Annotated in this window: 21 protein-coding genes; 12 read left to right on the top strand and 9 right to left on the bottom strand. The window is 65.9% G+C overall.

Translation table 11 applies throughout. From position 1 onward, the window contains the following. The first annotated feature begins 17 nt into the window (after positions 1-17). The 5 genes from Q0O97_RS06045 (at position 18) to Q0O97_RS06025 (ending at position 4,895) form a co-directional block, all read left to right on the top strand. Positions 18-2,687: an HAD-IC family P-type ATPase gene (locus Q0O97_RS06045; protein WP_294926227.1), complete on the top strand. Its 2,670-nt coding sequence runs from the start codon at positions 18-20 to the stop codon at positions 2,685-2,687. Positions 2,688-2,750: 63 nt separating this feature from the next. Further along, entirely contained in the window at positions 2,751-3,125 is a 375-nt protein-coding gene (locus Q0O97_RS06040; protein WP_294926226.1) for a hypothetical protein, read from the top strand. A 92-nt stretch (positions 3,126-3,217) separates the two neighbouring features. Continuing rightward, positions 3,218-3,742, top strand: coding sequence for a copper chaperone PCu(A)C (locus Q0O97_RS06035; protein WP_294926224.1), 525 nt, complete (start codon positions 3,218-3,220; stop codon positions 3,740-3,742). A gap of 9 nt (positions 3,743-3,751) precedes the next feature. After that, positions 3,752-4,363, top strand: a complete 612-nt coding sequence (locus Q0O97_RS06030) for an SCO family protein (protein WP_294926222.1) — start codon at positions 3,752-3,754, stop codon at positions 4,361-4,363. Between the two features lie 181 nt (positions 4,364-4,544). Beyond that, positions 4,545-4,895: a hypothetical protein gene (locus Q0O97_RS06025; protein WP_294926220.1), complete on the top strand. Its 351-nt coding sequence runs from the start codon at positions 4,545-4,547 to the stop codon at positions 4,893-4,895. Positions 4,896-5,114: 219 nt separating this feature from the next. Here Q0O97_RS06025 and Q0O97_RS06020 read toward each other — a convergent pair whose 3' ends face one another. The 3 genes from Q0O97_RS06020 to Q0O97_RS06010 all read right to left on the bottom strand — a co-directional run bounded on the left by Q0O97_RS06020 (position 5,115) and on the right by Q0O97_RS06010 (position 8,731). Continuing rightward, positions 5,115-7,463: a DEAD/DEAH box helicase family protein gene (locus Q0O97_RS06020; RefSeq protein WP_294926218.1), complete on the bottom strand. Its 2,349-nt coding sequence runs from the start codon at positions 7,461-7,463 to the stop codon at positions 5,115-5,117. Between the two features lie 11 nt (positions 7,464-7,474). Next, the gene (locus Q0O97_RS06015) at positions 7,475-7,846 is read right to left on the bottom strand and encodes a hypothetical protein (RefSeq protein WP_294926216.1); all 372 of its coding nucleotides are present in this window, start codon (positions 7,844-7,846) and stop codon (positions 7,475-7,477) included. A 207-nt stretch (positions 7,847-8,053) separates the two neighbouring features. After that, positions 8,054-8,731 (bottom strand): FCD domain-containing protein, encoded by a 678-nt coding sequence (locus Q0O97_RS06010; protein WP_294926214.1) that lies wholly within the window; start codon positions 8,729-8,731, stop codon positions 8,054-8,056. A gap of 157 nt (positions 8,732-8,888) precedes the next feature. Between Q0O97_RS06010 and Q0O97_RS06005 the strand changes: the two genes are divergently transcribed. Genes Q0O97_RS06005 through Q0O97_RS05985 form a run of 5 tightly spaced genes read left to right on the top strand, consistent with a single transcriptional unit; the run spans position 8,889 to position 14,428 of the window. Beyond that, the gene (locus Q0O97_RS06005) at positions 8,889-10,376 is read left to right on the top strand and encodes an ABC transporter substrate-binding protein (RefSeq protein WP_294926212.1); all 1,488 of its coding nucleotides are present in this window, start codon (positions 8,889-8,891) and stop codon (positions 10,374-10,376) included. A 52-nt stretch (positions 10,377-10,428) separates the two neighbouring features. Further along, the gene (locus Q0O97_RS06000; RefSeq protein ID WP_294926277.1) at positions 10,429-11,220 is read left to right on the top strand and encodes an ABC transporter permease; all 792 of its coding nucleotides are present in this window, start codon (positions 10,429-10,431) and stop codon (positions 11,218-11,220) included. Positions 11,221-11,223: 3 nt separating this feature from the next. Then, positions 11,224-12,144, top strand: a complete 921-nt coding sequence (locus Q0O97_RS05995; protein ID WP_294926210.1) for an ABC transporter permease — start codon at positions 11,224-11,226, stop codon at positions 12,142-12,144. Beyond that, positions 12,141-13,484 (top strand): M20/M25/M40 family metallo-hydrolase, encoded by a 1,344-nt coding sequence (locus tag Q0O97_RS05990; RefSeq protein WP_294926208.1) that lies wholly within the window; start codon positions 12,141-12,143, stop codon positions 13,482-13,484. Before Q0O97_RS05995 ends, Q0O97_RS05990 begins: the two co-directional genes overlap by 4 nt. After that, positions 13,481-14,428 carry a hypothetical protein gene (locus tag Q0O97_RS05985; protein ID WP_294926206.1) on the top strand — a complete coding sequence of 316 codons (948 nt, stop codon included), beginning with the start codon at positions 13,481-13,483 and terminating at the stop codon, positions 14,426-14,428. The genes Q0O97_RS05990 and Q0O97_RS05985 overlap by 4 nt, the downstream gene beginning before the upstream one ends. 13 nt (positions 14,429-14,441) lie before the next feature. Here the strand turns inward: Q0O97_RS05985 and Q0O97_RS05980 are convergent, their stop codons facing one another. After that, positions 14,442-16,268: an ABC transporter ATP-binding protein gene (locus tag Q0O97_RS05980; RefSeq protein WP_294926204.1), complete on the bottom strand. Its 1,827-nt coding sequence runs from the start codon at positions 16,266-16,268 to the stop codon at positions 14,442-14,444. A 177-nt stretch (positions 16,269-16,445) separates the two neighbouring features. Here Q0O97_RS05980 and Q0O97_RS05975 point away from each other — a divergent pair, with 177 nt between their 5' ends. Beyond that, positions 16,446-17,441, top strand: a complete 996-nt coding sequence (locus Q0O97_RS05975) for a D-cysteine desulfhydrase family protein (RefSeq protein ID WP_294926202.1) — start codon at positions 16,446-16,448, stop codon at positions 17,439-17,441. A gap of 53 nt (positions 17,442-17,494) precedes the next feature. On the opposite strand, the gene Q0O97_RS05970 is transcribed toward Q0O97_RS05975, so the two are convergent. The 5 genes from Q0O97_RS05970 to Q0O97_RS05950 form a co-directional block, all read right to left on the bottom strand. Further along, a complete protein-coding gene (locus Q0O97_RS05970) occupies positions 17,495-18,322 on the bottom strand; it encodes a rhodanese-like domain-containing protein (protein WP_294926200.1) in 828 nt (275 codons plus the stop codon). A 10-nt stretch (positions 18,323-18,332) separates the two neighbouring features. Continuing rightward, entirely contained in the window at positions 18,333-19,034 is a 702-nt protein-coding gene (locus Q0O97_RS05965) for an SDR family NAD(P)-dependent oxidoreductase (RefSeq protein WP_294926198.1), read from the bottom strand. Positions 19,035-19,048: 14 nt separating this feature from the next. Continuing rightward, entirely contained in the window at positions 19,049-19,843 is a 795-nt protein-coding gene (locus Q0O97_RS05960; protein WP_294926196.1) for a helix-turn-helix domain-containing protein, read from the bottom strand. A gap of 64 nt (positions 19,844-19,907) precedes the next feature. Continuing rightward, the gene (locus Q0O97_RS05955; RefSeq protein WP_366125241.1) at positions 19,908-21,503 is read right to left on the bottom strand and encodes a hydantoinase B/oxoprolinase family protein; all 1,596 of its coding nucleotides are present in this window, start codon (positions 21,501-21,503) and stop codon (positions 19,908-19,910) included. 14 nt (positions 21,504-21,517) lie between these two features. Continuing rightward, positions 21,518-23,572 carry a hydantoinase/oxoprolinase family protein gene (locus Q0O97_RS05950; RefSeq protein WP_294926194.1) on the bottom strand — a complete coding sequence of 685 codons (2,055 nt, stop codon included), beginning with the start codon at positions 23,570-23,572 and terminating at the stop codon, positions 21,518-21,520. A 422-nt stretch (positions 23,573-23,994) separates the two neighbouring features. Between Q0O97_RS05950 and Q0O97_RS05945 the strand changes: the two genes are divergently transcribed. Beyond that, complete coding sequence (locus Q0O97_RS05945; protein WP_294926192.1) at positions 23,995-25,503, top strand: ABC transporter substrate-binding protein; 1,509 nt, start codon at positions 23,995-23,997, stop codon at positions 25,501-25,503. Positions 25,504-25,511: the final 8 nt, after the last annotated feature.

Below are 25,511 nucleotides of genomic sequence, written 5' to 3'. Positions count from 1 at the left end.
AGATGGGAAGATGACGCATGAAGGATTCCGCCCTGCCGACCGAAGCCCATTCGCTGCCCGCCCCGCAGGTGCTGGAGGCGCTGGATAGCGCGCCCGGCGGCTTGACTGCGGCCGAGGCGGCAGGGCGGTTGAGGCAGCACGGTCCCAACAGCCTGCCCGAAGCCAAGCCCCGTCCGGCTATCATCCGCTTTCTGCAACAGTTCCACAACGCATTGATCTATTTTCTTTTTGCAGGTGCAGCCGCCGCAGCCGCCCTGTCGCATTGGGTTGATGCGGGCGTCATCCTGGCGGTGGTTCTGGTCAATGCCGTCGTGGGCTTCCTGCAAGAGGGCAAGGCCGAGGATGCGCTGGCCGGGCTGCGCGGCATGATCGCGCCCAAGGCCCATGTGTTGCGCGAAGGCCAGCGGGTCAGCGTGCCCGTGGCCGACCTGGTGCCCGGCGATGTAGTGCTGGTCGAGGCGGGCGACCGCGTGCCCGCCGACCTGCGCCTGCTGCACGCCCGCAACCTGCTGATCGACGAAGCCGCGCTGACCGGCGAATCCGTCGCGGCCTCGAAACTGGTCGATCCGGTGGAACGGGACGCGCCCATCGGCGACCGCAAGCCGATGGCCTATTCGGGCACGCTGGTCGCATCGGGGCAGGGCACGGGCGTCGTCACCGCCACCGGCCAGGCGACCGAGATCGGGCGGATCAGCGAAATGCTGGGCGAGGTGCGCAGCCTGACCACGCCGCTTCTGCGCCAGATCAACGGCTTTGCGCGCCGCTTTACCCTGCTGGGCGTCGTGGGGGCGGTGGTGCTGGTGCTGTTCGCCGTTTATGCGCGCGGCTTTGCCTGGGACGATGCGCTGATGGCCGCCGTCGCCCTGACCGTCGGTCTTGTCCCCGAGGGGCTGCCCGCCGTCATCACGATCACGCTGGCCATCGGCGTGCAGCGCATGGCCGCGCGCAATGCCGTCATCCGCCGCCTGCCCGCGGTGGAAACGCTTGGCGCGACCTCGATCATCTGCTCGGACAAGACGGGAACGCTGACCCGCAACGAAATGACCGTGCGCCGCATCGTCACCGCCGAGGGCGTCACGATGGTCGAGGGTGCGGGCTATGACCCCACCGGCCACGGTTTCGAGGCTGACGGCACCGCCGCCGCGCTGATCCGCGCCGGGATGCTGTGCAACGACGCCCAGTTGAACCCCGGCGACTGGCAGGTCGAGGGTGACCCGATGGAGGGCGCGCTGCTGACCCTTGCGCTCAAGGCTGGGCTGGACAGCGGCGCCGAACGGCAGCGGATGGCCCGGCTGGACGCGATCCCCTTCGATGCCGGGCATCGCTTCATGGCCGTTCTGGTGCGGGCCGCGGATGGCGGTGCGATGGTGCTGGTCAAGGGTGCGCCCGAACGCATCCTTGCGATGTGTGCCGATCAGGCGGGGCCGGACGGCCCGCAGCCGTTGGACGCCGCCCATTGGGACGCCGCCATCGCCGACGCGGGGAACGAGGGTGAGCGTGTGCTGGGCTACGCCATGCGCATCCTGCCCGCCGGGACGCAGGGCATCGACTTTCCCGATGTCGAGGCCGGGCTGACCATGCTGGGCATCACCGGCTTCATCGACCCGCCGCGCCCCGAGGCGATGCGCGCCATCGCCGAATGCCGCAGCGCCGGGATCGAGGTGCGGATGATCACCGGCGACCACGCCGCCACTGCCGCCGCCATCGCCCGCCAGCTTGGGCTGTCCGACGACCCCAGGGTGCTGACCGGGCAGGATCTGGACCAGATGGACGATGCGTCCTTTGGCCCCGCGGTGGCGGATGCGCAGGTCTTTGCCCGCACCAGCCCCGAACACAAGCTGCGCATCGTGCGCGCCTTGCAGGCGCAGGGCCGGGTCGTCGCCATGACGGGGGACGGGGTGAACGACGCGCCTTCGCTGAAACAGGCCGATGTCGGGATCAGCATGGGGATCAAGGGGACCGAGGCGGCGAAAGAGGCCTCGCAGATCGTGCTGCTGGACGACAATTTCGCCTCGATCGTCGCGGCGGTGCATGAGGGGCGGACGGTCCACGACAACATCCGCAAGGTGATCGGCTGGACCCTGCCGACCAACGGCGGCGAGACCCTGACCGTCCTTCTGGCCATCATCCTGAACTTTCACCTGCCGATGACGCCGGTCCAGATCCTGTGGATCAACCTGATCCTTGCCGGCACGCTTGGCCTTGTGCTGGCCTTCGAGCCGTCCGAGCCGGGCGTCATGGCCCGCAAGCCGCGCCGCGCCGATGCCGGGCTGCTGACCCCGTTCATGGTCTGGCGGATCGCGCTGGTATCAGTGCTGTTCATGGCGATCTCGCTTGGCGTCTTCTTCTGGACCCTGGGGCAGGGACAAGAGGTCGAAGTTGCGCGAACAATGGTCGTGAACCAACTGGTCGTGCTTGAGATTTTCTATCTGTTCAGCGTGCGCTACCTGCATATGACCTCGTTCACGCTGACGGGGGTGAAGGGCACCGGCCCGGTGCTTGGCGCCATCGCGGTGGTCGTGGTGGGGCAACTGGCCTTTACCTATCTGCCGGTGATGAACCGCATCTTCGAATCGCGCCCCCTCGGGTTGCTGGACGGGGTGGTGATCATCCTGCTGGGCGTCCTGCTGCTGGCGCTGCTGGAGGTCGAGAAGCATTTCCTGCGCGACCGTTTCCCCGATGACTGATCGCGCATTGGCAAGCGCGGCCGCCGCGCCTATCCTGCGCGGCAGGTCCTGAAGGGGGTGGTCATGCGCGGCCCGGTATCGGCATTGGCGAAAGAGACCGGCATGGCGCTGGCCGTGCTGGCGCTGTGGATGCTGTCGCTGCTTGCCCCGATGCATCAGGGCTCGCGCCTCGTGGCCGAGATGGCGCGGGCGGGGGCCATCGTGGCCGACTGGACGCTGTGCCTTTCTCCGCAGCAGGTCAAGGACGGGACGGGCGCGCCCGTGGCCTTCTGCCCGGCCAAGGGGATCGGCAAGGATGACCTTCATGCGCCGCCGCTTGCCGTCCTGTCCGCCTTGCTGCCGCAGGTTCTGGCCCTTGCCGCGCCGCAACCCGGCGCGCAATGGCACCCCGGCCAGCCGCCACGGACGGGCCAGCCGCGCGCGCCCCCGCTGGCCTGATCCTTTCCGCCCCAGACAACCGGCCGGGGCAGGGCGCATTCGCCCGGCCTGCGCGCTTTTTTCCGAATTTTTCCGTAAGATCAACGGAGTCCATGATGAACACCCGTATCCTTTCCATCCTTGCCGCCGCCTTCCTGCCCGGCCTTGCGCTGGCCCATGATCCTGCGCCCGAACCGCAGGCCCGGCTTGGCGACCTGTCCGTTCAGGGCGCCTTCCTGCGCGCCACGCCTGCCCGCGCGCCGGTGGCGGGCGGCTATCTCGCCATCACCAACGACGGCGCCGATGACGACCGCCTGGTCGCCGTCACCGCCCCCATCGGCGAGCGGGTCGAAATCCATGAGATGGCCGAAGAGGACGGCGTCATGGTCATGCGCGAGATCGAGGGCGGCGTGCCCCTTCCCGCCGGCGAAACCACCCGGCTGCAACCCGGCGGGCTGCATCTGATGGTCCTGGGGCTGGACCAGCAGCTTGCCGAGGGTGAAACGGTCGAGATGGTGCTGACCTTTGAACAGGCGGGCGATCTCAGCCTGCCCTTCGACGTTCTGGCCATCAACGCCCGCCATCATCCCGACATGCCCGCCGGTGACGGCGATGCCGGGCATGACCACCAGCACTAGGGCTGAAGGATGGCAAACACGGCATTGCGCAACTTCCGCCTTACCCTGTGGGTGCTGGTCGCCGTCGCGGGCCTGTCCAGCACCTGGCTTTTCCTGCGCCCCGAACCGCCCGCCGCGCAGCAGGTCGTGACCGACAGTCTTGGGCAGGGCGATTATGAACTGGTCACCCATGACGGCCAGGCGTTCGACCAGTCCAGCCTGGTCGGCCAGCCCTCGCTGGTGTTCTTCGGCTTTACCCATTGCCCCGACGTCTGCCCGACCACGATGGGCGACATCGCGATGTGGGTCGAGGAACTGGGACCGCTGGCCGAACCGCTTCGCGTCTTCATGCTGACCGTCGATCCCGAGCGCGACACGCCCGAGGTTCTGGCCGATTACGTCGGCTGGATCCCCGGCGCGCAGGGCGTCACCGGCCCGCCCCCGGAAATGCGCAAGGCCCTTGCGGCCTTCCGCATCTACGCCAGCCGGGTCGAGTTGGACGAGGGCGGCTATACGATGGACCATTCGGCCTATGTCATGCTGTTCGACAGCCAGGGACGATACGACCAGATCTTCAGCTATCAGCAGGACGACGAAGAGGTGATCGCCCGCCTGCGCACCCTGCTGGAGGCCGAGACCTAGCCCACCGAACCGGGGCCTGGGCATCGCGCCGCGATACCTTATTGCGCATTGCCCGGCCCTCGGGACCAGACAGGACCGCGGATGACCGCGTCCAAGCGCGCGATGTCATGGAATTGCTTGATTTGCCCTCACTTTGGTCACAAGGTTTCCCCAGGTCTTTCGACAGGAGAGGAGAAGGCGAATGGCGCGTTTCATGTTGATGATGATTTCAGCGGTGACCATCGGATCCCTTGCTGGTTGCGATCAGATTGAAGAGAAAATGCTGCCGCCCGCACAGGCACAGCAGGAACATTTCGCGACGGTGCGCAAAGCCATGCTCGACGACCCGAACCTGCGGCAGGTTGTCCGGTCGCAATGCATGGCGGATGCCGCACGGCAAGGTGTGGCCAGGGGCGAGCGGAACGCCATGGGCAGGTATTGCGATGGCCTCGTTCAAGACATCATGAACGGCAAACGCTCTTATCGCGATCCGGCTGCGGCGTCCGCCACGCGCGTAACCCCGACGCTGAGAAGGATGCTCAGCGGGGGCTGAGCGCCCTGACGAACGAGGAAGATGGGCAGGTCTTCACGTCGCTGAAAAAAACCGCGGCCGGTTCGGGCGTTTGTCTTTTCGGCTGCGGCCAGACAAGCCTGCGGTTTTCGCCGCCGTCGTCGAAAAGATCCCCACGCCCGGACCGGGCGCAAACACGCCCTGTCCGCATGATCCGCGCCATTCCGCGCAGCATGGGGCGAGAGGGTGGGCCTGGCTATATCAGCGCCAGCTCAAATGGTTGGCGACATGGCGCGCGTGGCTGGTCAGTCGCGCCGCCTGCAACTCGCCCCGTCCGGCGGGGGTGCGCGTATAGATCAATTCGCCCTGGCCGACGATACCCTGCCAGTTGCGCCAGAAGATTTCGGCGTGCGTCCGGTTTGCGTCGAAACGGCCGGGCACGGCAAAATACTGGAATCTCTTCTGGAACAATCCCGACCGGACGGTGATGATATAGCGCGGATTTCCGACCGGATCGAGGATCTGGCGCAATATGTCGTGAAACAGGCTCTCTTCGAACCGCGTCGCGTGATGAAGGCTGATCTGATAGCCTTGCGGACCGCCGTGAACCTTGGGGCGCGGCTCTTGCAGGGGGGAAAGATCGCCCAGTTCCCGCATGGCCTCGACGACAAGGCGCGCGATGCGTCCCAGGCTGCGCCGGGTTTCCTGGTCCGAAGGGCCTTGACCGAAGATCTCGCGCAATCGCCCAAGCCAGGAAAGGCCGGAAGCGGGCACCATCTGGCGCCGCATTGCGGAACCGATGCCGGTTTCCCGGACCAGCCGAGGCTGGGGGCGATGTTCAAGATGCAAGGCGTTTCGCCAATCCGCCGCCAGGGTATCGTGGCGCCGCGCCATTTCGGCAGTGACCCTGTTGTGTTGTCGCACGTCGCCTTTCGGCGAAAAATGGGAACGGATCTGGCCCGCGTGCCGGTCCAGCCGGGCGAAGCAATCGAAGCGGCGATGCAGGCGCGCGATGTCCTCGCCTTCGATGGCGTCGCCGGGCACGACCGCAAGATGCCAGATGTTCGAGGTCTTTTCGGGGGAGTTGCGGTCGGTGCGCAGCGCCCGGCCACGCAACTGGTTCACCGCGACGAAGCGCGCCAGGTTTGTCCCCAGGATCAGCGAATTCAGCGCCGGCGCGTCCCACCCTTGCCCCAGGAAGGCCTGCGTTCCGACGATGACCCGCACCTTGCCCGTGCCGAAGGCGGCATTGACACGGGCGACGGCCCTGGAAAATTCGGGTCCTGCGATCAGCGCATAATCCGCAAGCCCCGGCACCTCGCGGTGGGGCAGGCCGCCGCAAAGCGCCCGAGGCAGGCAGACGATCTGCCCGGTCAGCAGCGCCAGGTCGCCGCGTGGTTCCGCCAGATGCAGCGCGCGAAAAACCGCGCCGACGTTATATTCCTGCGGATCGTGGTCCAGCTTCAAGGCGACATGCCCGATCCTGTCCATCAGGATCGCCATGCGCAGACCATCCCCGCGACCTTGGCGTTCGAGCCGATGGATATCCAGGGTCGCGGCAAGGCGGGCCTTGTCGTCGAGCAACAGTTCTACCCGGTTGGCGAATCTTGGCGGCGGCAGCATCAGCCGATCGTTGCGCAACGCGCCTGCCGCCTTCAACTGCGCCAGCAAGCCCGCCGGAAGCCCGGTCAGATGCGCCGCCAGGATTATTCCAAGCCATTGCCAGTCGAGCGTCGGCCATTCGGCACCGCCAAGCCGTAGCAATTGCCTGGCATAAGCAGGCACCGGCCGTTGCGCGTCGCGCAGATAGATCAGCATGGCGCTGAACAGTTCGGGGTTGTCCAGGATCTCTTGCGCATGATTGCGGCAATCCGTCATCCACGGCGATTGCGCCAGTATTCCCAGAACGTCAGGATGGGCGCGCAGGGATTGGAACAGTTCCGCCTCGGCCGCGCGGTTCCTGTCATAGCTTCGCCGGTCGGATGCCCGGGCCGCGAAAACCAGGTCCTGATGCGGGCAGAGATCGCCCGTCAGCACAAGTTCGGGCACGGAAATCTCGGCATCGACCGGACCGCAAAGCGCGTTGTAATTGCGCCATTCCCAGCCTTCGGAATCGTAGGGCGGGGTTGCCGTCAGCGACAGCGTGACCGGCTTGTGGGTTTGCTGCAACCGGATCAGGGTCTGCCACCAGGCGCGGCGCAGGTGGTGTGCCTCGTCCAGACAGATCAGGTCGAAGGGCGGCAGGGTCCGGGTGCGGTTCTGGTGGATGTTCTGATAGGTGCCGAACCGCAGCGGCACATCGGCCTGGGGGTCGGTGCTGATCCAGTCGGGCAGTTCGCCATCCAGGAAATCGTCCCGCAATCGCGCGATCCATTGATCGCGCACCAGCAGGCTTGGCGCCAGAACCAGGGTGCGGCGGGCAAGCTTGCGGATGATCTCCAGCCCCAGAACGGTCTTGCCCGCACCCGGTGCGGCGACCAGATGCAGCTTTTCATCGGCGAGATGCGTCTCCATCTCGGCCAGGATGCGCGTCTGGTAGCTGCGCCAATCGTGGCGGAACCGCATCCGGTCGAACGCCTGTCTTGCCGTATCGCCGCTGGGCCGGGACATTCGCGACGCCTTCAGATGGAAAGGCGGCGAAGCTGTTCGTCGAACGCTTCCATCGTCAGGTGAAGGTCGTCGTAGCTTCGCGTGCGGCAAGCGGCGCCGGCCGCCCGGATCAGTTCAAGATAGCCGCGAAAATCGGCGAGGGCGGTTTCGTCGGGTGGGCGAAACGGATCGGTCCGGGATAATTGCGCCCAACGATGGCAAAGATCGGACATCGTCGGCAGATAAAAGAAGATGATACGGCGCAGGGAACCGATGCAGCCCGGATCGGACGCGACCTGTGCGCGCAGGTCGGTGCTTGCGGCGGCAAGGTCCCAGAAAAGCCGCGCCTGGGGCTGAACGGACATCTCGGCTGCAAGGCGGAAACGCTCGGCTGCGCCGTCCACATGCTCCAAGGCCGTTTCGAGGCGCGTCTTCCGTTTCCTTCGGAATATGTTCGCCAAAAAATTCATCAATCAGACCTTGCCGGGCAATGTGCGTGGTCAGGGTAAGGTCAAAGCCGGGTGGAATCAAACGCGATACGAGCGCACGGCTACTGCTGAACCATCAGGCCACGCTGTTCATTTGCATGGGCCGAGCGGGCTTCCTGTCGTTCATGCTTCCTGCCTTTGGCGCAATGCGGACAGCACCTGGTCCGCCCCGTCGTCGATCGCCCGCGTGATGGCGGCGCTTGCTGCCGACGGATCGCGGGCGCGCAGGGCCTGGACAAGATGGGTATAGTTCCGGTGATCCTCTCCGGCGGCGCCGATGCTGCGGGGCAGGTAGGCGAAACCCGGCCCTGCCCGTAGCCAGAGCGTTTCGATGATCTGAAGCAGCACGGGCATTTCCGCGGCCGAGTAGAGGGCGAAGCGCAGTTCCTTGTTGGCCTTCAGGGCCAGGTGCAGGTCGGGTTCGTGGCGCAAGTCGGTATAGGCGGCGATCTGCGCTTCAAGCCTGGCGATGCCTTCTTCGGTGATCCGCTGCGCGGCCATTTCGGCCGCCAGCCCCTCGACACGTTTGCGGATCAGCCTGATTTCCTCGTGTCGCTCCTCGGTCAGCGCCGGAACCCTGAAGGAAGATGCAGGTTCCGCCGCAAGAATCCCCGACGCCGCGAAACGGACCAATGCCTCGCGCGCGGGGGTGATCGAGGTTCCCAGCCGGTCGGCCAGGTCCTTCGTCACCAGGCGCGTGCCGGGGGCCAGCCTGCCCTCGATCAAGGCGTCGCGGATCTGTGCTTCGACATGGGAAACAAGGCTGCGGCGGGGGGCTTGCTCAAATGCTTCGAAGTTCAATGCTGTTCCTCGCGTGACACTGATGCCCATCCTATCAGCACCAGCGGGAAAGTCGTCTGCCATATTAAAATATATGATATATTTTTGCTTGCGCAAAGCCGATTCCGGTTGAATGATGGCAGGCAGCAGGGGGTTGCCAACCAACAGGAGAAATCTGATGCGTCTTCTTTCCGCTCTGACACTGGGGATTGTGCTTGCGGTGCCTGTGGTTCCCGCTTTTGGACAGGATACCGGGCTGGTCGTCGGCCGCTCTGTCTCGACCAATGCGATGGACCCCGGCTTCATGCGCGAAGCGGCCACGATCGTCGACAATATCTTCGATACGCTGGTCATGCGCGATGATCAGATGAACCTTGTTCCCGGTCTGGCCACCGAATGGCGCGCGGTCGACGACCTGACCTGGGAATTCAAGCTGCGCGAAGGCGTCGCCTTCCACAATGGTGAGTCCTTCGACGCCGAGGCGGTCAAGTTCACCATCGACCGCGTGCTGGACCCGCAGGCGAATTCCCCGGCGATTTCCTATATCCGCACCATCGCTTCGGTCGAGGTGGTGGACCCGCTGACCGTGCGTGTGACCACCGCCGAACCCGATCCCCTGCTGCCGACGCGGATGAGCCGCTACCCTGCCTATATCGTGCCGCCCGATTATCTCGCCGAGGTGGGGGACGCGCATTTCGCCTCGAATCCGGTGGGAACCGGCGCTTATCGGTTCGTGGAATTCGTGCCGGATGAACGGGTGGTTCTGGAAGCCAATGAAGAATACTGGCGCGGCAAGCCCACGCTGGACGTGGTGACATGGCGGCCCATTCCCGACAGCACGGCACGGATCACCGCGCTGGTGACGGGTGAGGTGGACCTGATCGAGGATGTGCCGGTGGATCTGGCGCCGATGCTGACCGCCTCGCCGGATGTCGAACTGGTTCAGGTCAAGAACGGCGGCCTGACGATCTATCTGGGCCTGCGCATGGACAAGGAGCCGCTGGACGACGTGCGGGTCCGCCGCGCGCTCGATCACGCCATCGACCGCCAGGCCATCACCGACAACCTTCTGCAAGGCATGGCGACCCCGGTTGGCAGCCAGGTGGGCGAAAGCGATTTCGGTTATCTCGACCTGCCTGTGCCGGCTTACGACCCCGAGCTTTCCCGTCAGCTTCTGGCCGAGGCGGGCTATGCCGACGGTTTCGAAATCACCATGCAATCCTCGTCCCGCTACATGAAGAACAACGAAGTGGCGCAGGCGATTGCGCAGCAGTTTTCCGATGTGGGAATCCGCGTGAACCAGCAGGTTCTGGAGTGGTCGGTCTATACGCAGAAGCAGCCCTTCGATGGACCGATCTACATGCTGGGCTGGGGTTCGACGCAGACGCTTGACGCGGATGCAGCGGTTTATGCCATCATGCGCTCGGGCGAGCCGTATTCCGGCGCGAATCTTCCCGAACTGGACGAGTTGCTGGACGAAAGCCGCCGCATCGTCGATCCCGCCGCGCGCGAGCAGGTGCTGCATCAGGTTCAGCAGCTTGCCGCGGAAGAAGTGCCGCTGATCTCGCTTTACCGCGAGGACGCGCTTCTGGGCCGTGCTTCGGACGTCCGTTTCGAGGGCCGCCCGGATGCGCGCATCGTGCTGTTCGACATCACGAGGGACTGACCGGATGCCGATCCCAGCCAGATTGCGGGGAAACGAGGATGCCTTGCTTGCAGTGTTTCTGATCGTCGCGGCCGTGGCGGTCAGCATCCTGGTGCCGCTGTTCTGGCCTGCCGATCCGCTGCGCGGGACACTGACCGCCACCTTCAAGCCGCCGATGACGGTGACCGAGGCGGGCCTGCATCCGCTGGGCACCGATCAGCTTGGCCGGGACCTTCTGGCCCGGCTGGGGCTGGGAACTCTGATTTCATTGGGGATCGTGTTGTCCTCGGCGGCGATTTCCGTGGTTCTGGGCACGGTTTTGGGCATGATCGCGGGATATTTCGGCGGCTGGGTGGATGTGGTCATCATGCGGCTGGTCGATATCCAGCTGGCGATCCCCTTCATCCTGCTGATCCTGCTGTTCGTGGCGATCCTTGGACCCAGCATCACCAATCTGGTCGCGATCCTTGGACTGACCGGATGGGCGGTGTTCGCGCGCGTCGCACGGGGTCAGACCCTGGCGGTGCGCGAACTTGAATATGTCGAGGCTGCCCGCGCCATCGGCCAGCGCGATGGCACCATCATCCTGCGTCACGTCCTGCCCAATATCGTCGGGCCGCTGACCGTGCTGCTGACGCTGGACCTGCCGCGGCTGATCATCCTCGAAGCCTCGGTCGGTTTTCTGGGCCTTGGGGTGCAACCGCCCTGGCCGACGCTTGGCAACCTGATCGGCGAGGGGCGGGCCTTCATCCTGGTGGCGGACTGGCTGGTGCTTTATCCGGGCCTGATGATCGGCGCGGTGGTGATCGGCTGCAACCTGCTGGGCGACTGGCTGGTCCGCCGGGCCGACATGAAGGTGTCCTAGACCATGAAGGGATTGCGTTTCCTGCTTTCGCGCGCGTTCCAGGGGTTGCTGGTCATGCTGGGGGTGTCGGCGCTGGTCTTCTTCGCGCTGTTCCTGACCGGCGATCCCGCCGCGCTGATGATGTCGCCCGACGCCAGCCAGGCCGAGATCGAGGCCTTCCGCCGGGCGATGGGCTTCGACGATCCGATCTGGCTGCAATACCTGCGCTTCCTGGGCAACCTGCTGCAAGGCGACCTGGGGTTGTCCCTGCGCTATCAGCGGCCCGCGATGGACCTGTTGTCCGAGCGGTTGCCGGCGACCGCGCTGCTTGCGCTGTCGGCGCTGGTCTGGTCCTCGGCCATCGGGCTGGTGCTGGGGATCGTGTCGGCGGTGCGCAAGAATTCCGGGCTGGATTTCGTCATCCGCGTCATCGCCCTGCTGGGGCAGGCGGTGCCGGTCTTCTGGCTGGCGCTGCTGATGATCCTGTTCTTCTCGTTGCACCTGCGCTGGCTGCCGTCGTCGGGCATGGGGGGCTGGCAGCATCTGGTCATGCCGTCGCTGGCGCTGGGGGCCTATTACGTCTCGGCCATGACCCGGCTGGTGCGGGCCTCGCTGATCGAGGTGCTGGGCCAGAACTATATCCGCACCGCTCGCGCCAAGGGGCTGGGCCAGTGGCGGATCGTCGTGCGTCACGGGCTGCGCAATGCCCTGATCCCGGTGATCACGGTGCAGGGCATGTATTTCGCGGCGCTTCTGGGCGGGGCGCTGGTGACCGAGATCGTCTTCGCATGGCCCGGCATCGGGCGGCTGGCGGTCGAGGCGATCCAGAACCGCGACTTTCCCGTGGTGCAGGCGGTGGTGCTGTTCACCGCGGCCGTCTTCGTCGTCACCAATTTCCTGGTCGATGTGGCCTATACCTGGCTCAACCCCCGGATCCGGCTGTGAGCGCGCTGGACGACGCCCTTGCCCTGGCGGCGCGCTGGTGCGCGATCCCGTCGCATGCGGGCGATCCCGCTGCCCAGATGCGGCAGGCCGGGGACCTTCGGGCTTGGCTGTCCGGGGAACTTGGTGCCGTGCTGCTGTCCCCCGCGCCGTCCGCCGCCGACCCGGCCCCCGTGATCCATGCGCGGATCGACGGCGGGGCGTCCCGGACGGTGCTGCTTTACAATATGTATGACGTCATGCCCGCGACCGCCGAAGGCTGGCTGCACGATCCCTGGACGGGCGGCATATCCGAGATGCCCGGCATCGGCCGCGTGTTCGTGGCGCGCGGGGCCGAGAACAACAAGGGACCGCTGGCCGGGATGCTCGTGGCCTTGCGCGACCTCAAGCGCCTTGGGCGGTTGAGGGTGAATGTCGAGATCCTGCTGGACGGGCAGGAAGAGCGCGCCTCGCCCGCGTTGCGCCGCTGGCTGGCGGCGAGGGACTGCCCGCTGCGGCCCGCTGCGGGGGCGTTGTTCCCGTCCTTTTGCGAATATGGCGGCGGGCCGCCCCGGCTGTATCTGGGCTTTTCCGGCATGGCCAAGGGCAGGCTGGAGGTGCGGGCAGGAAGGTGGGGCGGGCCCGCGCGGGCCGTCCATTCCTCGAATGCGCCGTGGATCGCCAATCCCGCGCGGGTTCTGGTCGATGCGCTGGCCCGCATCGGCGGGCCGGAAACCGGAGAGCTTGCGCGGATCGAACCGGATGCCGATGCGGCGCGGCTGATCGCAGCCTTGGCCCGAGATTTCGATCCCGAGGCCGAGCTGCGCTTTCGCAACGCGGCCCGATTTGCGCGCCCCCGGCAGGGCTGCCTCGACCCCGAGGCCCTGTTGCGCCATGTCCTGACGACGGCCTCGTTCAATATCGCGGCACTGGTGACCGACCCCATCGCGGGGGATGCGGTGATTCCCGCAGCGGCTGCGGCGGATTTCGATCTGCGCAGCCCGCCCGGCCTTGCGCCGGATGCGCTTGTCGTGGGCATCCGCGACATGCTGGCCACCGAGCCTGCCTTCGTCGGGGCCGCATTGCAGGTCGCCGACAGCTATCCCGGCGCGCGAGTGGTCGAGCAGGCCGCTGGTGTCCGTGCCTTGCGCGATGCCTATGCCCAAGGGCCGGCCCCACAGGTCTGGCCCTGGGCCATCGGGGCCGCGCCTGCCTATGCCTTCGGCCCCCATGCCGAAAGCTTCCTGATCGGCGGCGCGGGGCGGGGTGGTAATGCGCATGGCGTCAACGAATTCCTGCAAATCGAAGGGTTCGGGCGTTTCATCGCCTCGGTCTCGCATTGGATCGAGGGGATGGCGGCATGATCTGGCTGGGACGCGAGGATGTGCTGCGCGCCGGTGCGCTGGACTGGCAGGCCGCGATGGAAGACGTGGCCGAGGCGGTGCGGCTGCTGCGCAGGGGCGATGCCGAGATGACCGCCGAATCCGTCCTGCCGCTTGGTGACGATCCGCGCGCCAAGGGATATGGGCTGCCTGCCCGGCTTGGGGGCCGCTTTGCCGCCGCCGGGATCAAATGGACGGTGCATCGGCCCGCCGCGCCCAAGGACGGTGAGGCCATCACCTCGACCACGCTGATCGAGGATCTGGCCACCGCCCGCCCCCTTGGCATGGTCGAGGCGGCGCTGCTGACGCGGGTGCGCACGGCGGCGGTCTCGGCCCATGTGTTGCGCGCGTTCCGGCCAAGCCTGCGGCGGGTCGCCCTGCTGGGTGCGGGGGCGCAGGCCCGGACCCATCTTGCCATGCTGCGCGCCCTGTTCCCGGACCTCGATCAGGTCACGGTCTGGAGCCGGTCCGGGCATGAGGCCGAAAGGCTGGGACCGGGGGTTGTCACCCGCCCCGATCCGCAGGCGGCGATCGCGGATGCCGAGGCGGTGCTGCTGTGCAGTTCCGCACCGCAGCCCTTCCTTGGACCCGAGGCGGCGACGGGGGGCCGTCTGGTCCTTCAGATCGGCTTTCACGAAATGAGTTTCGCGGGCATTGCAGCCTTCGACCGCATTACCTGCGACCTTTGGGGTGATTTTGCGCGGACCAGCGCCAAGAGCCTGTTCCAGATGTATCGCGCGGGGCAGTTCGATCCCGCGCAGGTCGCGGCGGACCTGCCGGCCATCCTGTGCGACGGCTGGCGGCCCGCGCCGGGCGAGTCGGTCTATTTCTCAAGCTTCGGGCTGAACCTCTTCGATATCGCGCTGGCGGCGCGGCTGCTGCGCGCGGCGGCCGGGCAGGGGATCGGCACGCACCTTCCCGGCTGATCGGCCCGGCCGCTTACGCGGCCTGCCATTCAGGGCCGGCGACCTGCACCAGATGACCGGGCGAGACTTCGCGCCATTCCCGTGCAGGTGGTTGATAACCTACCGGATGCAGCGGGCTTTTCAGCTCGCGCAACTCGCCGGCGGGGCGGCTGCCGCGAAGGGCGGGATCGGGCACCGGGATCGCCTGAAGCAGCCGCCGGGTATAGGGATGCGCGGGCGCGCCGAAGATCGCCTCGCGCGGGCCGATCTCGACGATTTCGCCCAGATACATGACGCCGACGCAATGGCTGATCCGTTCCACGACAGCCATATCATGGCTGATGAACAGGTAGGAAAGACCCATTTCCGCCTGAAGATCCATCATCAGGTTTACCACCTGCGCCTTGACCGTTACGTCAAGCGCCGAGACGGCTTCATCCGCCACGATCAGCCGGGGTGCGATGCCAAGGGCGCGGGCGATGCAGATGCGCTGCCTTTGCCCGCCCGAAAACTCGTTCGGAAAACGCCGCGCCATGTCGGGGGAAAGCCCGACCTTCGTCAGCAGGTCAGCGACCCTGTCTGTCAGTTCGGATCCCCGCGCCAAGCCATGCGTCACCATCGGCTCGGCAATGGCGTCGCCGACCCGGTGGCGGGGGTCCAGACTCGCGAAAGGGTCCTGGAAGATCATCTGCATCTGCCGCCGCATCCGGCGCAGGGCCGGGCGGTCGAGGTCGAGAATCTCGGTGCCGTCCAGCTTGACCGAACCCGAATCGGGCTGGGTAAGCCGCAGGATCGACCGCCCGGTCGAGGATTTGCCGCAGCCCGATTCACCCACCAGCGCCAGCGTCTCGCCCTGCCGGATATCGAATGAGACGTTTTCGACCGCATGCACCCGCGTCTGTGTCCGGCCTAGAAAATCGGTGCCCGCGTCGTAGCGCGTGGTCAGGTTCCGCACCTCCAGCAGCGGGGCATCGCCATGCACGGAATCGGGCAGTTCGGCGGCGGGGCTGGCCCTGCCGGTCGCGGCGTCGATCAACGGGAAACGCGCTGGCCGGGTTGTCCCGGTCATGGACCCGAGCCGGGGCACCGCCGCCAGAAGCGCGCGGGTATAGGGCTGCCGGGGATCGGCGAATATCCCGGTGGTCCGCCCCTGTTCGACGGCATCGCCGCGCAGCATGACGACGGTGCGGTCGGCCATCTCGGCCACCACCCCCATGTCGTGGGTGATGAACAGGACGGCCATCCTTTCCTCGGCCTGCAATTCGCGGATCAGTTCCAGGATCTGCGCCTGCACCGTCACGTCCAGCGCGGTGGTCGGCTCGTCCGCGATCAGCAGCCGCGGGCGGCAGGCCAGCGCCATCGCGATCATGAACCGCTGCCGCATCCCGCCCGAGGACTGGTGTGGATATTCCAGCATCCGCCGCCCGGCTGCCGGGATGCGCACACGTTCCAGCAGCCGAAGGGTTTCCGTCATCGCCGTCTTGCGCTCCATGCCGCGATGGGTCGTCAGGACTTCGGCGATCTGTTCGCCGATCTTCATCGACGGGTTGAGCGAGGTCATCGGTTCCTGGAAGATCATCGCGATCCGGTTGCCCCGGATGCGGCGCATCGCGCGCTCGGACTGGTCAAGCAGCTCCAGCCCCTCCAGCCTGACCGAGCCGGTGATGCGGCTGGAAGCCGGGTCAAGAAGCCGCATCATGGCAAGCGAGGTCACGCTTTTGCCCGACCCGCTTTCGCCGACCAGCGCCACCGTTTCGGCGGGGGCGATGTCGAAATCCAGGCCATGAACGACCTCGCTCCAATTGCGGCGGCTGCGAAAGGCGACCCGCAGGTCGCTGACGGACAGCACAGGATCGGTCATCGGTATCCTCGCATCAACTGACTTGGCCCCTGCGATGATGGCCAGAGCGGCTTGCCAACATCAATATATGATATATCTTCATATTTGGGCGGGACAATGCAAGGTTTTTCGGCTTCCGGCGTTTCGCCGCATCTGCGTTCCCGCAAGAAAGCGCAACCCGCATAAGATGAGGGCACTATGAAACTTGGAGATATCCCGAAGGTCCCGCTTGCATTCGGGCCGACGCCGGTGGAACGGCTGATGCGGCTGGGGTCCGAACTGGGGATCGAGCTGTTCGTCAAGCGTGACGACTATACCGGCTTTGGCGGCGGTGGGAACAAGGTGCGCAAGCTGGAGTTCCTGATGGCAGATGCCGTGGCGCGCGGGGTGAAGGTTCTGATCACCACGGGCGGGCATCAGTCGAACCATGCGCGCATGACGGCGGCGGCGGCGCGGCATTTCGGCATGCATCCGATCCTCGTGCTGCGCGGAAACGAACCCGACGGCTTTCAGGGAAACCTGCTGCTGGACCGGCTGTTCGGGGCCGAGATCGAATTCCTGGACCCCGATGCCTATTTCGACCTGATCGGTCCGCGCATGCAAGCCCATGCCGATCACGCCCGCGAACGGGGGCTTGAGCCTTACATCATGCCGGTCGGCGGTGCGACGCCGCTTGGGGCGCTGGGCTATGCCGACGCCGTTCAGGAACTGGCCGCGCAATTCGCCGCGCTGGCGCTGCCTGCACCCGACGTCATCGTGACCGCCGTGGGTTCGGGTGGAACGCTGGCCGGGATCGAAATCGGACTGACGCAATATTGGCCCGGCACGAAGGCCATCGGCATCGCCGTTTCGGGTTCGGCCGTGCCTTTCCCTGACCGGATTGCGCCGATGGCGACCGAAGGGGGGCGGCTGGTCGGGCTGGACCGGGTCTGGCGGCCCGAAGATATCCATGTCGAGACCGGCTATTTCGGCGAGGCCTATGCAGTGCCCTCTGCGGCGGGCAATGCCGCGATCAAGCGGCTGGCCATGCAAGAGGGGTTGCTGCTGGACCCGGTCTATACCGGCAAGGGTATGGCGGGCCTGCTGGGGCTGGTCGAGGACGGCACGATTCCGAAAGGCGCACGGGTGCTGTTCCTGCACACCGGCGGCTCGCCCGCGCTTTATCCCCATGCCGGGCAGCTTGTGGCGCTGTAGCCTGTCGTTCGGGCAAGGCCCCGTCCTGTCGGGGCCTTGCCTGTTTCTACGGCCTAGCGATGAACAAAGGTGCCGGGGCCTTCGACGGCAGGCAGATCCGCCTCACCCGCCCATTCGTGCCAACTGCCGGGATGGATGGCCAGATTGTCGAAACCCGCCGACCGCAGCCCATAAAGCGCGGTCGCGGCGCGTGCGCCGCGGTGGCAATAGGTGACGATGCGCTGAGCGGGGGTAAAGCCCGCCTCGGCGGCGATCCGGCGGATTTCCTGCGGGCTGCGATACCGGCCATCCTGCAACAGGTCTTCGTAGAACAGCAGGTCTGCGCCGGGGATACGGCCCGCGCGGGCACAGCAGGCGTGAACATAGCTGCCATCCCATTCGGCGGGGCGGCGTGCGTCCAGGATATGCAGGTTCGGCGCGCGGGGTTCCAGCAATTCCGCCGTGGTGGCGACCATTTCGCGGCGAAAGCTGCCCGCCTGCGCGGGGTCGCCATCGGCGATGGCGCCGGTCGCGCCCGATCCGGGGGCGGTTGCGCCGCCCGCCGCCTGCCATGCAACCAGCCCGCCGTCGAGTATGCGACCGCCATCCAATCCGCACAGTTCATGGAACCACAAGCCACGGGGCGAGCGCATCCCCGTCGCGTCTTCGAAGAAGACGACCAGGGGCGCGCGGTCAAGCCCAAGCTGCCGGAACGCCGCACGTGCGCCCGCCACCATTGCGGCGATGCCGTCCTCGTCGCTGCGGCGGATGAAATAGTCATAGACGTTCAGGCTGATCGCGCCGGGAATCGTTGTCTTTGCCCAATCCTCTTGCGGGCGGGTATCGACGAAGACGGTGCCCTGGGGCGCGGCTATCGCCTCGGAGGCGGAAATCAAGGTCATGGCTGCGTCCTCAATAGCAATCCTCGACCGACCAATGAACGGGAATATCGCTGATCGAGGCGGTGGGCGGCAGGCCAAGGACGGTTTCGACGATTGCGGCGATATCTTCGGGCTGCGTCAGTTCGGCGGTATCTCCGGCGATGCCCGCCGCCATGTCGGTCGCAACGAAGCTGGGACAGATCGCGGTGGTCCGCACGCGGCTGTCGCGCCCGCATTGCCGCAGGCCCTGCGCCAGCCCCATCAACGCGAATTTCGAGATGCCGTAAAGGCCCGACCCGGCGGATTTCACGCGCTTGCCCGACAGCGAGGACATCAGCACGACCCGGCCCGGATGCCGCTTGCCGTCCGGCAGGGCCTCAAGATGGGGCCAGGCAAGCTGTGCCAGCCGCATCGGCGATTTGACGTTCACCGCCATCAGGCGGTCGAATTCGTCGTCCGCGGCCTCCAGCACGGTGGCGCGGCTGTGGATGCCTGCGTTCAGCACCAGCCCGTCCAGCCGTCCGAAGCGCGCGATGGTGGCCTGGGTCCAGTCGTGTTCCGAGGCCGGGTCCAGCGCGTCGTAGCGGCAGGCAAGCCGCTGCGCCGTGTCGGGACCTGCCGTTTCGGGCTGGCGCAGCCCCAGGCTGACATTCCAGCCCGCCGCCTGCATCCGCGCGGCGATTGCGGCGCCGATTCCGCGCGAGGCGCCGGAAATCATTACGGTTCGGGTCATGCCTGTGCCTTTCGTCATGTGCCGGCGGTGTCCTCGTTGCCGGCAGTGGAACGGGCTTGCCGTTCCGCTGCCAGAATGGCGTTGCGCATGATCGTGACGGCCTTTTTTTCATCCGCCGCCTCAAGGATGTTCAACGGTGCCAGCAACGAGATCGCGGTTTCCATACCGCGCAGGCGGTCGTTGGTGATCGGCAGGGTCAGGGTCAGGCTTTCGATGCCTGCGCTGCGCCGGATGCCGCGCATGAAGCCAAGGCGCTGGAACTCGGCGATTTCGGCCTCGATCTCGGGGCGGGACAGATCCCACTCGGCCAGGCGCGGCTCCAGCAGGTCAAGGGACCGGGCGCGGCTGCGCGCATCCATCATGCCAAGGATGCACACGCCCGAGATGCCCGCCCCCATCGGAACCCGCCCACCGATGCCCGAGACATAGGGCTGGGCGGCAATCTGGCCCATCTGGTAGTCGAGGCAGATCGTATCCAGCCCCGACCGCGCCATCAGATAGGTCGAAAACCGGGTGCGCGCCGTGATGTCGATCAGGGCAGGGCGGTAGGTGGCGACGACCTCGTTCACGCCAAGGCTGCGATGGGCCAGTGCATAGGCCGCAGGTCCCAGCATGTAATTGCCGCGATTGCCGTTCTGCACGACCAGCCCGTATTCGGCCAGCGCGACCAGCGTGCGGTGGACCGAGGATTTCGCCTCGCCGGTCGCCTCTGCCAGTGCGGCCAGTGCCATGCCCTTGCGGTCGGCTTGTCCCAAGAGGATCAGGACTTCCGCCGCCCGCCCGGCATTCGAGGAAGATTGTCTGGCCAAATGTCGCTCCTGCAAAGGTCTGCCCGCCTCACGGGTTTGGCCGGAAAGGCGGGCGAGTCAAGCGTCAGGTCCCATGCGCCAGGCGATTTTCGCGCAGGTCGCGGTCGCGGGCCGCCGCATCGCGCCGCGCCGGGTCGCCATATCCGCCGGCTCCGGGGGTCACGATTTCCAGGATGTCGCCGGGCACCAGATCGACCGGCGCACGTTCGAACCCGTTGCGTTTCCCGTTCAGCGAGAAATAGCCGCTTGCCCCCGGCTTGCCCCCGTCCAGCCCCCAGGGTTGCGAAGACAGGCGCGCGCCCATCACCTGCACGCGGCAGGGCTTTTCGGCGCGATAGACCCGGCGCAGGCCCATGCCGCCGACGAATTGCCCGTCGCCGCCCGAGCCGTCCACCAGTTCATAGCGGCGCAGCGTGATGGGATATTCGTTTTCCAGCGCCTCGACCGGCAGGTTCGAGGTGTTGGTCATATGCACATGCACCCCGTCCAGCCCGTCCTTGTCGTGGCGCGCACCGAAACCGCCGCCGATGGTCTCCAGATAGACCCAGAGCGAGCCGTCCTCGCGCCGCCCGTCGAAGCTGGCCACCGCGACCGAGCCGTTCGAGGCCGCGGTGACGCGATGGGGCACCACCTGGGCCAGCGCGCCGTGGATCAGGTCCACGACCCGCTGGCAGGCGGTGATGCGGCCATCGACCGCCGCGGGGTGGGCGCAGCGCAGAAGCGTGCCTTCCTGCGCGGTCACGGTGATCGGCCGCGCGAGGCCCGCGTTCGGCAGAACGGTCGGGTCCACGACGGTCTTGACCGCGTAATAGACGGTCGCCAGCAGCGCCGTATAGACGACGTTCAACCCGGCGCGGACCTGCGGCGGGCTGGTGAAGTCCAGCGCGATTTCGTCGCCCCTGACCTCGATCGTCACGGACAGGTCCAGCGGCACCTCCAGCGATTCGCTGTCGAACACGTCGCGGAATTCATAGCGCCCGTCCGGTATCGCAGCGATCCCGGCGCGCATCTTGCGCTCGGCGTAGTTCATCAGTTCGGACCCCGCGGCCAGCACGGTGTCCAGCCCGTATTTGGCGCAAAGCTCGGTCATGCGGATGTTGCCCAGCCGGTTCGCGGCCAGTTGCGCCCGCAGGTCCGAGATGCGCTCGGCCGGAACCTGGCAGTTCAGCAGGAACATGCGCTGGATGTCCTCTTGCAACTCGCCCTGCCGGTAAAGCTTCACCGGCGGAATGCGCAGCCCTTCCTGATAGATATGCGCATGGCCGCGATCCGCGAAATCCGAATGATGCGCGGTGTTGATCGCCCATGCGACCAGCTTGCCTTCGACGAAGATCGGCTCGGCCAGGACAATGTCGGGCAGGTGGGTGCCGCCCCCTTCATAGGCGTCGTTGCCCATGAACACGTCGCCCGGCTGGATCCCGTCTTGCCCGAAATGGCGCAGGACATAGGGGACGAAGCCGATGAAGCTGCCCAGGTGCATCGGGATATGCTCGGCCTGGCACAGCATCCTGCCCTCGGCGTCGAACAGCGCGGTCGAACAGTCGCGCCGTTCCTTGATGTTGGTGGAATAGGAGGCGCGCACCAGCGCCTCGCCCATTTCCTCGACGGTCGAGGCGAAGGCCGAACCGATGACCTCGACCGTGATCGGGTTCAGTTTCACTTGCGGGATCATGTTCACTGGGCTGCCTCCAGGATGAGGTTCAGATAGGGATCGACGGTCGCGGCCATGCCGGGGGGAACGACCGTGGTGCTGTCCATCTGGTCGATGATCGCGGGGCCGGGAACGACATTTCCCGCCTTCAGAAGCGCGCGGTCGTAAAGCGTTGCCTCGACGAAATCGCGCGCCTCGACCATCCAGACCGGGCGCGCGCCGGTAACGGCGGCGCCGGCGTCGGCGCCTTCCAGCGGCTGGGGCGCGAAATCGGCCTTTTGCACCAGCCCGCTGGCGGCGGCGCGGAAGGTGACAAGCTGCATCGGCTCGCCCTCGGCCACGAAGCCGTAAAGCTGGCGATGTGCGGCCAGGAAACCCTCGCGAATGGTGTCGAAGGTTTCGGTGGTGACGGGGCCGTCGGGAATGGCCACGGCGATCTCATAGTTCTGCCCGGCATAGCGCACGTCGACCGCAAGATTCAGGGCGCGGGCAGGGGGGGCGATATCCTCGGCCTCGAACCAGGCGGCGGCGCGGTTGCGCAGGTCGGTGAAGATCGCCTCGACCTGTTCGGGGGTCGCCTGATCCAGCCGCATCAGGCTGGTGGCCGAAAAGTCGCTGCGCAGGTCGGTCATCAGCAGCCCCAACGCGCACAGCACGCCGGGGGTGCGCGGAACCAGCACCCGGCTCATGCCCAGTTCCCGCGCCAGACGCGCGGCCTGGACCGGCCCGGCCCCCCCGAAGGCCACCAGCGTATAGTCGCGCGGATCGTGGCCGCGCTGGACCGAGATCACCCGGATCGCCTTGGCCATGTTGGCCACTACGATGTCGAGGATGCCGTTCGCGGTCTCCAGCATCTCCATGCCCAGCCTGTCGGCCAGCTTCTGGATCGCGGCCACGGACAGGTCGCGGTCGATCTTCATCCGCCCGTTCAGTAGATATTCGGGGTTCTGCGTTTGCAGGACCACGTTGGCGTCGGTGACAGTGGGTTCGTCATTGCCAAGCCCGTAGCAGGCCGGGCCGGGATTGGCGCCCGCGCTGCGCGGGCCGACCTTCAGCAGTCCGCCGTTGTCGACATAGGCGATCGAGCCGCCGCCCGCGCCGACCGTGTGGATGTCCAGCATCGGCACCTTCAGCGGATAGCCGTGGACAACGGCCTCGTTGACGACCCGGCATTCGCCGCCCGACAGCAGCGCGACGTCCGAGCTGGTGCCGCCCATGTCGAAGGTGATGAGGTTTTCGATGCCGGTCATCCGCCCGATGGCCTGCGCGGCCACCACGCCCGTCGAGGGACCGGAAAGCACCGTGCGCACCGGCATTTCCGCAGCCGTGTCGAAGGCGATGACGCCGCCGTTCGACTGGGTCAGCTGCGGCGCGACCTTCAGGCCCAGGTCGGTCAGCTTCTTCTTCAGCGCGCGGACATAGCCCTGCATCACCGGTCCCAGATAGGCGTTGACGACCGTGGTGGACAGGCGTTCGTATTCGCGGAACTCGGGCGCGATATCGGATGAGATCGCGGTGAAGGCCTCGGGGAATTCCTCGGCGATGATCCGGGCCGCGCGGCGTTCATGCGCGTCGTTGAGAAAGCTGTAGAGGAAGGACACCGCGACCGATTCGACCCCTTGCGCCTTCAGGTCCCGCACGGCTTCGCGGAAGGCGTCTTCGTCCAGCGCCTCTTCGACCGAGCCGTCGGTCCGCACACGCTCGACCACGCCCAGCCGCAGGTCGCGCGGAACCAGCGTTTCGGGCTTGTCGGCTTGCAGGTCGTAAAGATCGGGGCGTTTCTGGCGGCCGATCTCCAGCAGGTCGCGAAAGCCGTCGGTGGTGATCAGGCCGGTCTTGACCCCGCGGCCCTGGATCAGCGCGTTGGTGGCGACGGTCGTGCCATGTCCAAGGAAGCTGATCGCCCCGGCGTCGGTCGATACCTGTTCAAGCCCCTCGGCCACCCCTTGCGTAATGCCGCGCGACGGGTCGTCCGGGGTAGAGGGGACCTTCCAGATCGTCACCTCGCCCGAGGTGTCATCGAACAGGCAGACATCCGTGAAGGTGCCGCCCGAATCCACGCCGATACGCCAAGTCATAGTTTTCCCTGCGTTTGCTGCTAGGGCATCCATGCGCGGCGGCCCTGTGCCGCCTGCCGTCCGCCCGGTTTGATCTGGCTACATATCAGGCTAAGGAACCGTTCATGGTCAATCATATTCTTAAAACAGGGATAATAAATCTAACTAAGTTCCTTTTATAAGAATAAAAGCGAGATTCGCGAAGTTACCTGCCTAGAAAATAAGCAAAAAACGCCTATTGTATTCTTATTATCGGATTACATATGTATTTGTTATCCGATAAATAGAATTTTCTTGACCGCGGAAAAAATGAATCGTTACCTTCCTGAAAGTGAAAGCCGACCGGACGGTGCTGTAGCAGACCCGGACGAAGCTTCGGAAAACCGCCCCGCCAACCGGGCGACAGCAGGGAAAGCAATGTCATGCAGTTGAACAGACGGAACTTGTTAAAGATCGCTACCATGTCCGGCGCCGCGCTGGCCCTTGGCGGGCGTTTTGCCCAGGCGCAAGGGGCGCAGACGTTGCGTATCGGGCTTTCGACCTATCCGCCGCATCTTCGTCCCTGGGTGAACATCGGCTATTCGGGATATCTGGTCGGTTCGCTGCTCAATCGCACCTTGATCAGCTATGACGAGCAAGGGCAGCTTACCAGCGATCTGGCGGAAAGCTGGCAGAACGAAACGCCCGAAACCTGGCGCTTCACCCTGCGCGAGGCGCATTTCCACGATGGCAGCCCGGTCACGGCGCAGGACGTTGAATGGACCTTCGAGCAGATCCGGGCGGATGGTTCGGGCGCTTACATGTATGATGCGTTTCGCCCGATCACCGGTTTCGAGGTCGTGGACGAGCGCAATTTCCGGCTGACCACGGATGCGCCTTTGGCTACGCTGCCGGCGCTGATGACCTTTCCCTTCCTGTCGATCCTCAAGGCCGGATCGACCGATTCCGAAGAGCATGGAATCGGCGCGGGACCCTATCGCATCGCCTATGCGGAAAAGGGCGTCTCGATCGAGTTGGAGCCGAATGAACATTACTACAAGCCGGAGCTGCCCACGCTGGCCGGTATCGTCATCACGCCCTATGTCGACGAAAGCGCGCGCGTCGCGGCGCTGAGTGCGGGTGATGTCGACCTGATCGACTATGTGCCGTGGTCGTCGATGGCCTCGATCGAAAGCGACCCGGCACTGGCGTTGCACAAGGTGGATGCGGGCGCCTTCATGTATCTCAGCTTCAACGGCACCGGTGCCTTTGCCGATCCGCGCCTTCGGCAGGCCGTGGCCTTTGGCCTGCGTCGCAACGAATTCGTCGAATCGATCTTCTTCGGCTTCGGGGCCGAGATGACGGGGTTGCCGCGACCGGCGGGCAGTCCCTTCCGCCACGACGATCAGGCCGGGTTCTGGAACTATGATCCCGAACGCGCCAAGGCACTGTTGAAAGACGCGGGGTATGAGGACGGGCTGACGGTCTCGCTGCTCGCGACCTCGCAATATTCGATGCATCGCGACACGGCGGTTCTGGTGCAGGCGCAACTGGCCGAGATCGGCATCACCGTCAACCTGACCATGCCGGACTGGGCGACGCGGGTGAATCTTGGCAATCAGGGTGCGGGCGATTTCGCGGTGCAGGGCATCGGCCTGGACAACCTGGATCCCGACGCCGTGACCACGCTTGTCGATCCCTCGCTGTCGCCCGTCTTTACCCGCAGCCGCGGCTTCGAGGCCGAGGGGCTGAGCGATCTTCTGGCGCAGGGCCGTGCCGAGATGGACGAGGCCAAACGGGTCGAGATCTACAGGCAGGTGGACCAGACGGTGCTGGATACCACGACCTTTTGCGGGCTGTGCTATCGCGCGACGGGCTTTGCCACCAGGGCCGGGGTCGAGGATCTGGCAATGCTGCCCGATCAGCTTTCGCCCTATTCGCCGGTGCTGTTCGACAGGCTGAAGCTGGCCTGAGCCATCCG

It is taken from the genome of uncultured Paracoccus sp. (assembly GCF_945915435.1).
Lineage (GTDB): Bacteria > Pseudomonadota > Alphaproteobacteria > Rhodobacterales > Rhodobacteraceae > Paracoccus.
The sequence above is the reverse complement of the archived record's forward strand: the minus strand, read 5'-3'. Positions and strand labels throughout refer to the sequence as shown.

What these genes read in the sequence shown, in the direction of transcription:
- Q0O97_RS06025 (WP_294926220.1), top strand. Translation starts at nt 4,545, where the DNA reads ATGGCGCGTTTCATGTTGATGATGATTTCAGCGGTGACCATCGGATCC.
- Q0O97_RS06020 (WP_294926218.1), bottom strand. Translation starts at nt 7,463, where the DNA reads ATGTCCCGGCCCAGCGGCGATACGGCAAGACAGGCGTTCGACCGGATG.
- Q0O97_RS05995 (WP_294926210.1), top strand. Translation starts at nt 11,224, where the DNA reads ATGAAGGGATTGCGTTTCCTGCTTTCGCGCGCGTTCCAGGGGTTGCTG.
- Q0O97_RS05970 (WP_294926200.1), bottom strand. Translation starts at nt 18,322, where the DNA reads ATGACCTTGATTTCCGCCTCCGAGGCGATAGCCGCGCCCCAGGGCACC.
- Q0O97_RS05965 (WP_294926198.1), bottom strand. Translation starts at nt 19,034, where the DNA reads ATGACCCGAACCGTAATGATTTCCGGCGCCTCGCGCGGAATCGGCGCC.
- Q0O97_RS06030 (WP_294926222.1), top strand. Translation starts at nt 3,752, where the DNA reads ATGGCAAACACGGCATTGCGCAACTTCCGCCTTACCCTGTGGGTGCTG.
- Q0O97_RS05980 (WP_294926204.1), bottom strand. Translation starts at nt 16,268, where the DNA reads ATGACCGATCCTGTGCTGTCCGTCAGCGACCTGCGGGTCGCCTTTCGC.
- Q0O97_RS05975 (WP_294926202.1), top strand. Translation starts at nt 16,446, where the DNA reads ATGAAACTTGGAGATATCCCGAAGGTCCCGCTTGCATTCGGGCCGACG.
- Q0O97_RS06005 (WP_294926212.1), top strand. Translation starts at nt 8,889, where the DNA reads ATGCGTCTTCTTTCCGCTCTGACACTGGGGATTGTGCTTGCGGTGCCT.
- Q0O97_RS06035 (WP_294926224.1), top strand. Translation starts at nt 3,218, where the DNA reads ATGATGAACACCCGTATCCTTTCCATCCTTGCCGCCGCCTTCCTGCCC.
- Q0O97_RS05985 (WP_294926206.1), top strand. Translation starts at nt 13,481, where the DNA reads ATGATCTGGCTGGGACGCGAGGATGTGCTGCGCGCCGGTGCGCTGGAC.
- Q0O97_RS06040 (WP_294926226.1), top strand. Translation starts at nt 2,751, where the DNA reads ATGCGCGGCCCGGTATCGGCATTGGCGAAAGAGACCGGCATGGCGCTG.
- Q0O97_RS05950 (WP_294926194.1), bottom strand. Translation starts at nt 23,572, where the DNA reads ATGACTTGGCGTATCGGCGTGGATTCGGGCGGCACCTTCACGGATGTC.
- Q0O97_RS06045 (WP_294926227.1), top strand. Translation starts at nt 18, where the DNA reads ATGAAGGATTCCGCCCTGCCGACCGAAGCCCATTCGCTGCCCGCCCCG.